We start from the raw sequence: 11,383 nt of genomic DNA, 5'->3' as shown, positions 1-11,383 counted from the left end.
GACTGTCCCCGGCCCCATCGGCACCATCATGGGTCTGGGCTTCCAGCCGCTCGCCTTTGTGATGCTCGCCCTTATCCTGGTCGTCGACTTCGTTCTGTACTATCCGTTCTTCCGTGCCTATGACGCCCAGAAGTGCGCCGAGGAGGCCGAGATCTCCCAGGAGGAGCTCGCCGCCAAGAACGCCGAGAAGGCCGCCAAGCTTAACGATGCCTTCCAGGGCAAGGCTGACGCCAAGAGCGTTGCCGCCGGCGCTGCCGCCGAGGCCGTGAAGGCCGACGCTCCCGCCGCTGTCGCCACTGAGGCAACGACCGCCAGTGACCTCAACGGCAAGCGCGTGCTCGTGCTCTGCCAGGGTGGCGGCACCTCGGGCTTGCTCGCCAACGCGCTGGCCAAGGCCGCCAAAGAGCGCGGCATCAATCTTGAGACCGCTGCCGAGGCCTATGGCAACCACGTTGACATGCTTCCCGACTTTGACCTGGTCGTCCTGGCCCCGCAGGCCGCCAGCTACCTGGCCGACCTGCAGAAGGACTGCGAGCGCGTGGGCAACAAGTGCGTCGCCTGCCGCGGCAAGCAGTACATCGAGCTCTCCCAGAACGGCGATAAGTCTCTCGCCTTCGTAAGCGGGCAACTTTCGAAGTAAGTAACGCCCAAGGCCAGCCGACCATCCACAGCCGGCTGGCCCTTCGATTTAGACGATTGGATCATCATGTCCGTTAACCCTGCTAGCGTCACCAACCCGCCTGCGCAGTTTCCCGAGGACTTTTTCTTTGGCGGTGCTACCGCTGCCTACCAGGTAGAGGGTGAGACCCGCACTCACGGTAAGGGCAAGGTTGCCTGGGACGACTTCCTGGAGGCCCAGGGGCGCTTCTCCCCCGATCCCGCTTCGGACTTCTACAACCAGTACCCCGTCGACTTGGAGCTGTGCGAGGAGTTCGGTATCAACGGCATCCGCCTCTCCATCGCCTGGAGCCGCATCTTCCCCAACGGTACCGGCGAAATCAACCCCGAGGGTGTCCAGTTCTACCACGACCTCTTCGCCGAGTGCCACAAGCACCACGTTGAGCCGTTTGTCACGCTGCATCACTTCGATACACCGCTGCCCCTCTTTGAGAAGGGCGACTTCCTCAACCGCGAGACCATCGATGCCTTTGTGGACTTTGCCACCTTCTGCTTTAAGGAGTACGCCGACCAGGTGACCTACTGGTTCACCTTTAACGAGATCTGGGCCGACGCCTCCAACACCTACATCGAGGGCACCTTCCCCGGTGGTGTTAAGGCGCATCTGGCCGAGGCCTTCCAGTGCGAGCACAACATGATGCTCGCCCACGCCAAGGCAGTACTGGCCTTCCACAACGGCGGTTTTAAGGGCAAGATCGGCGTCATCCAGTCGCTGGAGTTTAAGTATCCGCTCAACGAGAACGACCCCGCCGACATCAAAGCCGCCAACAACGAGCACGTGCTGCAAAACCAGTTCTTGCTCGACGCCACCTTCCGCGGCGACTATGCGCCCGACACCCTCGAGTGCGCCAACCGCCTGGCTGCCGTCTCGGGCGGCACCATCGAGATCCTAGACGAGGATCTGGAAATCATGCGCGAGGCCGCGCTCTACAACGACTACCTAGGCGTTAACAACTACCAGTGCCGCTTCTTGAAGGCTTACGACGGCGAGAACGACCTGCACCACAACGGTACGGGCGAGAAGGGCACCGGCCGCTGGCGCGTTAAGGGTATTGGCGAGCATGTGAACAAGCCTGGCATCCCCACCACCGACTGGGACTGGATCATCTATCCCGAGGGCCTGTTCGATCTGCTCGTCTACATTAAGCAGCGCTACCCCAACTACAAGCAGATTTTCATCACCGAGAACGGCATGGGCTACAAGGACCCCTACAAGGACGGTTTTGTGGACGACCAGCCGCGCATCGACTACATCGAGCAGCACCTGCGCTGGTTGCTCAAGGCCATGGAGGTGGGCGTCAACGTGGGCGGCTACTTCCTGTGGAGCCTGCAGGATCAGTTCTCCTGGACTAATGGCTACAACAAGCGTTACGGCTTCTTCTACGTTGACTTTGAAACCCAGAAGCGCACGCCCAAGGCAAGCGCATACTGGTATAAGCACGTGGCGCAAACCCGTCGTCTGGACTAGCGGCTGGCGGGGTTGCCCGCGCACATAACCTGTCCCCATTTCTCAGCCGGGGGCGGCACGTCACACGGCGCGCCGCCCCCGGCCTTTTTTGGGCGGGTCGAAAGCCGTCTGTCTCGATCTGTAACATCTAGCCGAGTTTTTTTGTCCTAGCTGTTACAGATTGAGACGAACAGGATTGCTCTTTCCGAAGAATCTAAATCTGTAACACGTAGCCCGCTTTTGACCGTCTACCTGTTACAAATCGAGACAAACGGAGTAGGACCTAACCCCGTATGTCCCTAACAGTCGAGCGTTCGACCAGCGTACTCGGCACATGAATCGCCTCGATAGACGAGCTCTCTCCAATCGCCGCCTCAAACGCAAGCTTACCGACACCGCGCAAATCAAATCGCAGCGTCGTCAGCCGATTGTGAGGAACAAGTCCCTCGAGTGCGTCGTCGATACCAACCACGCTCACGTCGTCGGGCACGGACAGGCCCGCGTTCTCGAGCGCGGCGATAACGCCCAGCGCCATCTGGTCATTTGCCGCAAGCACGGCAGTCGGCGCCTGCGACCCGCCGGCAAGCACCTCGGCCGCAATCCGCTCGCCCATGGCGTACCCACTGTCCGCACTCCAATCGCCACGCAGCATCGGAGCGGCATCGACATGAGCACGACCCAGCGTATCGCGCCAACCGGCCTCACGAAAACGCGAGGAAATCGAGTTTTCCGGACCCGCCACAAACCGCATATTCGAGTGACCATGTTCCAGCAGATAATTGGTCAACAGCTCGCACGAACCATACTGGTCGGAGTCGATCGTCGTGCAGCGCGGATGCGCATACATGGACAGGATGACCGTTCGCACTCCCGGCTGGGGAACAAACTCCTCAAAATCGGGAGCCATGCGGTTCATGTTGAGAATCATGCCGTCGACGGGTCGCTCGACCATGCGGCGCGAGGCATCGGCAAGTGTATAGGGCTTGTCGCCGCCCATCTCGATCATAGTGACGGCAAAATCGTGCTCGCGCGCCGCTTGCATGATACCCTCGAGCGTCGCCAGGTTACCGACACGTGTGATGTTGTACATGCACAGGCCAATAGAACGATACGACCCGCCGCGCAACGCCGCTCCAGCAAAATTGGGACGAAAGCCCAGCTCTTCCATGGCGGCCAGCACACGCTTGCGCGTCTTTTCCGTCACGTTGGGCATACCGTTGACCACGCGAGACACAGTCTGGCGGCTCACGCCAGCGAGCGCCGCAACCTCTGCCGCGCTCGCCGAATGACCATTCCTTGTCTGCTGAGCCATGCCTTCCACGCTAACCTGCTTCCCAACTATTCCCCGCGCCCATGGCGCATCGTACATACATCGATAACGTGCTCATGATACCCGAGCCATATACCACAACATGAAAACTTCTGTCAATCAAAACCGCTTACCGAACAAATACAACCGTTCGCGGCTATTTGAAGTTGTTTTGTTTCTATACATCCCAGCCGGATGTTAACGTGCTCATTGTCAAATGTTCACGTGCTCATTTTGGTTCTAATCATTTTAAGATAGTGTTTATCGGGCTTTTTCACCGCTGAACGCTAACCAGGGAGCCTCCTGAGCGCAAACGCACAATATCGAACAGCGAGACGAGAGGGTGTATGCATATGTCTTTGCTAAACCGCGTACAGCAGCTGCCGAAGGGCTTTGTTTGGGGCGCCGCAACCGCCGCGTACCAAACGGAAGGTTCCACGAAGGTGGCAGGCAAGGGTAAGACCATGTGGGACGATTACCTTGTCGCCCAGGGTCGCTTTTTGCCCGACCCGGCCAGTGATTTCTACAACCGCTACGAGGAGGATATCCGCCTTTCTGCCGAGCATGGACTCAACGCCATCCGTGTGTCCATCGCCTGGACCCGCATCTTCCCCAACGGCGACGATGCCGAGCCCCTCGCCGAGGGCGTTAAGCACTACCACGAGCTGTTCGCCTGCTGCAAAAAGTATGGCGTCGAGCCCTATGTGTCCCTGCATCACTTTGACTCCCCCGCCGCCCTGTTCAACCAGGGCGACTGGCTCAACCGCAAGACCGTCGACGCCTATGTGCGCTATGCCGAGTTCTGCTTCCGCGAGTTCCGCGAGGTCAAGAATTGGTTCACCATCAACGAGCTCATCAGCCTCTCGCACTCCCAATACATCCAAGGCAACTTCCCGCCCAACCATCACTTTGATGTGACGAGCGGCATCCAGAGCCAGCACAACGAGCTCGTTGCCCACGCCCGCGCCGTCAACCTGTATAAGGATCTTGACGAGACCGAGCACCTGGGCGGACGCATTGGCATGGTCAACGTCCTGACGCCGGCATATCCTGCCACAGACTCGCCCGCCGACCAGCACGCCGCCGACCTGTACAACGCCTTCTACACCGACTTCATCATGGACGGCGCCTTCCTGGGTCACTACTCCGCGCGCACCCTCTCACTCATCAACGAGATTCTGCGTGCCAACAACGCCACGCTTACGGTTGAGGACAGCGACATGGAGGAGCTCGCCAAGGCGGCGCCCCGCAACGATATGTTCGGCCTCAACTACTATCAGTCGGCGTTTATCGCCGCCTACGATGGCGAGTCCACCAACAGCTTTAACGGCACCGGAGACAAGGGCACCTCGTGCTTTAAGTTTAAGGGCGTCGGGCAGCAGGTCGATATGCCGGGTATCCCCACCACCGACTGGGATTGGCTCATCTACCCGCAAGGCCTCTACGACACGCTCAAGCACATCAGCGCCACCTATCCCAACCTCCCCGTCATCTATATCACCGAAAACGGCCTGGGCCACAAGGACCCCGAGCCCGACGCAAACGGCATCGTCGCCGATCCCGAGCGCATCGACTTTGTCGACCAGCACATGGAGAAGGTGCTCCGGGCGCGCGCCGAGGGCGTCGACGTCCAGGGCTACTTTATCTGGAGCCTGCAGGACCAGTTCTCGTGGGCCAACGGCTATAACAAGCGCTACGGCCTGTTCTACATCGACTTCGACACGCAAAAACGCTACATCAAGCAGTCGGCACTCTGGTACAAGGAGCTCGCCGACACTATGGCGGACGCGCAGTAGCGCATCGCCTCGCTTTCCCCCGAGAGGGGAGCGGCCCTATGCGATACAAACCCAGCCGCTCCCCTCTCTCCCCCTGGGACCGACCCCGCCTGCACCCGGGCTTTTAGCAAGCGGGAGACCATATAGGTTTTCAACGTCCATGCCATTAAGATTTCATGCAAAGAGGAGCGTGAACTATGGAATCGATCGTTAAGTTCTTGGAGAAAGGTCAGCCGTACTTCGACAAGGTCTCTAAGAACATCTACCTTCAGGCCATTAAAGACGGCTTTTTGGCAGCAATGCCCATCATCCTGTCTTCTTCTGTCTTCCTGCTTATTTCGACCCTGCCGGGCGTTGTCGCCACGGTCGGCGGCTTTACGCTGCCCGACTGGTGGAACGTCGACGTCGTGAACTTCTGCAACAAGGTTTACAACTTCACGATGGGCGTCGTGGGCATCATGGTCGCCGGCACCACCGCAAGCGCGCTGACCGGCTCCAAGAACCGCCGCATGCCTGCCGGCAAGGCCATCAACGCCACGAGCACCATGGTCGCCGCCATGTGCGCTATGCTCATCTTGGCCGTTACCCAGACGAGTGCCAAGATCGACGGCGCCGATGTCTCGGTGTTCTTTACCGACAACATGGGCACCAAGGGCCTACTGAGCTCCTTTGTCGCCGCATTTGCCACGGTCAACATCTATGCCTTCTGCATTAAGCGAGACATCACCATCAAGCTGCCCAAAGAAGTCCCCGGCGCCATCGCCCAGAACTTCCGCGACATCTTCGCCTTCAGCTTCTCCATCCTGTTTGTCGCCGTCATCGACGTTATCTGCCGCACCTGCTTGGCCGTCCCGTTTGCCAACGTCATCTCCACGCTGGTGAGCCCGCTGTTCGCCGCTGCCGATTCCTACGCCGGCCTCGCCCTCATCTGGTTCATGATCCCGCTGTTCTGGTTCATGGGCATCCACGGCCCCTCGGTCGTTAAGCCTGCCCTCAACGCCGCGCTGTTTGGCAACATCACCACCAACCTCGCCACGCTGCAGGCCGGCGGTCACCCCGCCCTCGCCCTGACCGAGAACTTCGGTAACTACATCGGCGAACTCGGCGGCACCGGCGCCACGTTCATTGTCCCGATCATCTTCCTGCTCTTTATGCGCTCCAAGCAGCTCAAGGCCGTCGGCAAAGCCTCTGTCGTACCCGTGATGTTCGCCGTCAACGAACCGCTGCTGTTCGCCGCGCCCATCATCCTCAACCCGTACTTCCTGATCCCGTTCCTGTTTGCCCCCGTGGCCAACGTCCTCATTGGTAAGTTCTTCATCGACTTTTTGGGCATGAACGGCTTTATCTATGCCATGCCGTGGGCACTCCCCGGACCGATCGGCACCTTCATCGACACCAACTTCCAGCCGATCTCTCTGGTCCTGGTTGTCGTCCTGCTGGTCGTTGACTTCTTAATCTACTACCCGTTCTGCAAGGCCTACGACAACGTCCTGTGCAAGCAGGAGGCCGAGACCCTGGCCGAAGAAGAGGCCGAGGAGACCAAGGCCGTCAAGACCGCTGCCGCCCCCGCCGTTGAGGCTCCTGTTGTCGAGACCGCTTCTGCCACTGAGGCCTCCGCAGCTCCGTCCGCCCTTAAGGGCAAGGATCTGAGGGTTCTGGTTCTGTGCGCTGGCGCCGGCACCTCTGCACTGCTCGCCAACGCGCTTAAGGAAGGCGCCGACGAGCTGGGCATCGACATTACCGCCAACGCCGGTGCCTACGGCAGCCACTACGCCATCATGGACCAGTACAACGTCATCGTCCTGGCTCCGCAGGTTCGCACCTATTACAACGAGATGAAGGCCGACACCGACCGCCTGGGCATCACGCTGCTGTCGCCCAAGGGCAAACAGTACATCGACCTCACTAAGGATCCCAAGGGTGCCGTCGCCTGGATCGAGGAAAACCTCGAGGCATAAGACGCTGACGCCACCTGCCGCTCGCAGAAAAAAAAATGGCCCGTGCATCGATGCGTGATGCGCGGGCCATTTTGTTTAGACCGCACCCGTCCTCCTGTTCATCTTAATCTGTAACATCTAGCCGAGTTTTTGGGTCCCAGCTGTTACAGATCGAGGTGAACGCACAGGCCAAGCCAAAAATCTCAATCTGTAACATGTAGACCGCTTTTGACCGCTTAGATGTTACAGATCGAGACAAACAGATGGGTCAATCCAATCAATCTAGATCTGTAACACCTGGCTGGTCATTTCACTCCTAACTGTTACAGATCGAGACAAAGATGATGGCTGGGTAGACAAAATCTCAATCTATAACACCTAGTCGAGTTTTCGGGTCCCACCTGTTACAGATTGAGACAAACAGGCCGAGCACGTCTACGCCCGCAAGTCCTTTACGCTGGAACGCTCGACCAACACGCCCGAGACGAGCGTACGGCTTCTGGAGCTCGGAGTTTCTATGCCCGCAACGACCTCGTTAAGCGCACGGACGCCCAGCTCGCGGTGGCGGAACTTCACCGACGTCAGAATCGAGTTGGGAATCGTCTTGTAGAGCTCATCGTCGAAGCCGATCACGGACACGTCGTCGGGCACATTGAGCCCTTTGTCACGTAGAGCCATCATCACGCCGTTTGCCATGCAGTCGTTAGCAGCGAGGACCGCCGTGCAATCGGGCTTATCGGCAAGCACAAGGCCCGCGGCATAGCCACTATCCGCATTCCAATCGCCTTGCAGAGGCTCGGGCGGCTCAATGCCACGTGCCTCGAGTGCCGCTCGCCAACCTTTCATACGGCACTGGCTCGACAGTGACTCTTTCTTACCAGAGACGAAGTACACGTTCTTGTGCCCGTGGTTCAAGAAGTACTCGCACGCCATGCGCGCGCCGCCCTCTTGGTCGTCACTGACGGTAGAGCAGGTAGGATGTTCCATCGGTGTGATAATCACCGTCTTGAGGTCTTTCGGCGCCTCAAAGGTATCAAAGTCATCGACCATCTGGCGCAGGTTGAAAATCATGCCGTCGACGGGGAGCTGCGACATCCTACGCGCCGCTTCGGCAAGGGTCATCTTCTCCCCCGCCCGCTTTTTGATCATCGTAAGAGCAAAGCCTCGCTCTTCGGCGGCATCGGCGATACCGTCGATCATGTCCACGGCACCGCCCGACAAGTGGAACAGCACGACGCCGATGCACCCGTAACGGCCCAACTTGAGCGAACGCGCGGCAAAGTTGGCTCGAAACCCGAGCGCCTCCATGGCCGAATGAACCTTATCGCGTGTCGACTCTCGCACGCTATCGGGCTCGTTAATCACGCGCGAAACCGTCTTGAGAGAAACACCAGCGGCAATCGCCACATCATTCATTGAGACATTTTTCTTGTCCATCGTTGCCACTGCTTCTCCAGTCGGTTTTACATCGCTTGTTTTTGCGTTCTAGCATACACTACCTGCCTGACTGATAAATCAACCGTTTACCGAACAATATCGACCGCTCACCCGTATATCCTTGTTGCTCTTCCAAAAATGTCTTACGTTGTCATTAACGAAATGACAACGTTGTCATTTCGCAATGCCTTCCTTAAGCAGGAAGGTTTCCGGGCAGTCCTGACCATCCATCGACGACCAGTTCCATCCACATGCATCGCGCATCAAGTAGCAAAGGAGCTCTATGGACGCCATCGTAAAGATGCTCGAAAAGCATCAACCGTTCTTTGAGAAGATCTCGAGGAACATATACCTCCAGGCCATCAAGGACGGATTCCTTGGGTGCATGCCCATCGTCCTTACCTCTTCGATCTTTCTGCTGATCGCCACCCTTCCCGGCGTCGTTGGCATCACGCTGCCCCAGCCGCTCATCGACTGGTGCAACAAGCTGTACAACTTCACCATGGGCGTCATGGGCATCATGGTTGCCGGCACCACTGCCAAGAACTTTACGGCTTCCATGAACCGTCGCATGCCCGCCGGCAAGGTGCTCAACGACGGCTCCACCATGGTGGCCGCCCAGTGCAGCATGCTGCTGCTCGCCGTTACGCAGTTCACCACCAAGTTCGACGGCTCCGAGCTTTCGGTCTTCGATTGCACCAGCATGGGTACGCGCGGTCTGTTCTCGGCCTATATCGCCGCGTTCATTACCGTGTGGGTCTACAAATTCTGCGTCTCTCGCGATCTGACCATTAAGCTGCCCAAGGAGGTCCCGGGCGCCATCGCTCAGAACTTCCGTGACATCATCCCCTTTGGCGGCGCCGTCATCATCTGCGGCATCATCGATGTCGTCGTGCGCAACCTCATGGGCGTTCCGTTCTCCGAGCTGCTCATCAAGCTGCTCTCCCCGCTCTTCACTGCAGCAGAAACCTATCCTGGCCTTATCCTTATCCAGGCAGCCACCGCGTTCTTCTGGTTCATCGGCGTCCACGGCCCCTCGATTGTCCAGCCGGGCATCGACCCCATCCGTCTTGCCAACCAGGCCGAGAACCTGCAGGTTCTGCTGGCAGGCGGCCACCCCGCACACTCCCTCACCTTTAACATGTCGCTCGTGGGTGAGTTCGGCGGCACCGGCGCCACGTTCATCGTGCCGCTTCTGCTGATTCTCTTTATGAAGTCCAAGCAGCTCAAAGCCGTCGGTAAGGCCTCGATTGTTCCTGTTGCCTTCGCCGTCAACGAACCGCTGCTCTTTGGCGCGCCGATGATCCTTAACCCTTACATGCTCATCCCCTTTGTTGCCGCCGGCTGCGTCAACGTGAGTGTTGCCAAGTTCTTTATCGACAACGTGGGCATGAACGGCTTCTCCTTCGTGGTGCCTTGGGCTACCCCCGCTCCCATCGGCATCTTCATCACCACGAACTTCCAGCTTATCGCCCTGGTGTTTGTCGCGATCATCATCTTGCTGGACGCCATCATCTACCTGCCGTTCTTGAAGGCATACGATAAGCTGCTCTGCGACCAGGAGGCCGAGCGCGCCGCCGAGCTGGGTCTTGAGTCCGATGGTGCTGCCACCATCGCCGCCAGCACCTCTGCGCCCGCTGTCGAGCAGACGACCGCTTCCGTCGAGACGACCGCCGCTGCCGCCGACAGCAACCCTGTCGCCGATCAGCCCGAGCCCGCTGCCGATGCATCCGCCAAGAAGGATGTCGATGGCTTGAAGGTCCTCGTCCTGTGCGCCGGCGCCGGCACCTCTGCCATGCTCGCCAACGCCATCAAGGAAGGTGCCGCACAGACCGGAGAGAACATCGCTTCCTCCGCAGGCGCCTATGGCCAGCACACTGCCATCATGGATCAGTACGACGTCATCGTGCTCGCCCCGCAGGTTCGTAGCTACTACAACGACATGAAGGCCGACACCGATCGTCTGGGCATTAAGCTGCTCGCTCCCCGCGGTAAGGAATATATCGACCTTACCCGCGACCCCGCTGGCGCCATCAAGTGGCTCCGCGAGAACCTCGACTAGTTCCTCCCTCTGTTGGTGCCCGGATTCCCGGTTCGGGCACCTCTCCCTATTCGTATCCCACAGAAAGGATGACTCATGACCAACCCCATGCAGTTCCCCGACGGCTTTGTGTTTGGCGGCGCCACCGCTGCTTACCAGGTTGAGGGCGAGACCCGTACGCACGGCAAGGGCAAAGTGCCCTGGGACGATTTCCTGGCAGCCCAGGGTCGCTTCTCCCCCGATCCTGCAAGCGATTTCTACAACAAGTACCCGGTCGATATTGACCTGTGCCAGCGCTTCGGCATCAACGGTATTCGCGTCTCCATCGCTTGGAGCCGTATCTTCCCCAACGGCACCGGCGAGATTAACCCCGAGGGCGTCGCCTTCTATCACGAGCTTTTCGCCACCTGCAACAAAGCCGGCGTTATCCCCTATGTCACGCTCGATCACTTTGATACGCCCGAGGCCTTTTACCAGAACGGCGGCGAGGGCTTCCTGACGCGCACGACGATCGACGCCTTTGTCGAGTACGCCAAGTTCTGCTTTGCCGAGTTCACCGAGGTCAAGCACTGGTTTACCTTTAACGAGATTCCCGCGACCGCCGAGGGCAGCTTTATCGTCGGCAACTGGCCGCACGGCGAGAAGTATCGCCTGGACAAGGCTTTCCAGCTCATGCACAACATGATGGTGGCCCACGCCAAGGCTGTCGTCGCCTTCCATGAGGGCGGCTTTGAGGGCGAGATCGGCATTGTCCAGAAC

The 11,383-nt window shown here is 58.8% G+C and carries 8 protein-coding genes; 6 read left to right on the top strand and 2 right to left on the bottom strand.

Annotation, left to right across the window (positions count from 1 at the left end; all coding sequences use genetic code 11):
* Together AB5164_RS04490 and lacG (AB5164_RS04485) are read left to right on the top strand one after the other, a co-directional pair.
* On the top strand, positions 1-640 hold a 640-nt coding region (locus tag AB5164_RS04490), incomplete at its 5' end, for a lactose/cellobiose PTS transporter subunit IIB (protein WP_368147840.1).
* Positions 641-706: 66 nt separating this feature from the next.
* Positions 707-2,146 (top strand): 6-phospho-beta-galactosidase, encoded by a 1,440-nt coding sequence (lacG, locus tag AB5164_RS04485; RefSeq protein ID WP_368142826.1) that lies wholly within the window; start codon positions 707-709, stop codon positions 2,144-2,146.
* 262 nt (positions 2,147-2,408) lie between these two features.
* Here the strand turns inward: lacG (AB5164_RS04485) and AB5164_RS04480 are convergent, their stop codons facing one another.
* Positions 2,409-3,437 (bottom strand): LacI family DNA-binding transcriptional regulator, encoded by a 1,029-nt coding sequence (locus AB5164_RS04480; RefSeq protein WP_055310566.1) that lies wholly within the window; start codon positions 3,435-3,437, stop codon positions 2,409-2,411.
* 350 nt (positions 3,438-3,787) lie between these two features.
* Between AB5164_RS04480 and lacG (AB5164_RS04475) the strand changes: the two genes are divergently transcribed.
* Together lacG (AB5164_RS04475) and AB5164_RS04470 are read left to right on the top strand one after the other, a co-directional pair.
* Positions 3,788-5,230, top strand: a complete 1,443-nt coding sequence (lacG, locus tag AB5164_RS04475; protein WP_055310581.1) for a 6-phospho-beta-galactosidase — start codon at positions 3,788-3,790, stop codon at positions 5,228-5,230.
* 176 nt (positions 5,231-5,406) lie between these two features.
* On the top strand, positions 5,407-7,167 hold the full coding sequence (locus AB5164_RS04470) for a PTS lactose transporter subunit IIBC (protein WP_022094682.1): 1,761 nt from the start codon (positions 5,407-5,409) through the stop codon (positions 7,165-7,167).
* A gap of 414 nt (positions 7,168-7,581) precedes the next feature.
* Here AB5164_RS04470 and AB5164_RS04465 read toward each other — a convergent pair whose 3' ends face one another.
* Positions 7,582-8,583 carry a LacI family DNA-binding transcriptional regulator gene (locus AB5164_RS04465; RefSeq protein WP_368143152.1) on the bottom strand — a complete coding sequence of 334 codons (1,002 nt, stop codon included), beginning with the start codon at positions 8,581-8,583 and terminating at the stop codon, positions 7,582-7,584.
* A 283-nt stretch (positions 8,584-8,866) separates the two neighbouring features.
* Between AB5164_RS04465 and AB5164_RS04460 the strand changes: the two genes are divergently transcribed.
* Both AB5164_RS04460 and AB5164_RS04455 read left to right on the top strand, forming a co-directional pair.
* Positions 8,867-10,645: a PTS lactose transporter subunit IIBC gene (locus tag AB5164_RS04460; protein WP_368143151.1), complete on the top strand. Its 1,779-nt coding sequence runs from the start codon at positions 8,867-8,869 to the stop codon at positions 10,643-10,645.
* Positions 10,646-10,720: 75 nt separating this feature from the next.
* On the top strand, positions 10,721-11,383 hold a 663-nt coding region (locus tag AB5164_RS04455; protein ID WP_368147838.1), incomplete at its 3' end, for a family 1 glycosylhydrolase.

The organism is Collinsella aerofaciens, assembly GCF_040915425.1.
In the GTDB taxonomy this organism is placed as follows: domain Bacteria; phylum Actinomycetota; class Coriobacteriia; order Coriobacteriales; family Coriobacteriaceae; genus Collinsella; species Collinsella aerofaciens_BW.
The sequence above is the reverse complement of the archived record's forward strand: the minus strand, read 5'-3'. Positions and strand labels throughout refer to the sequence as shown.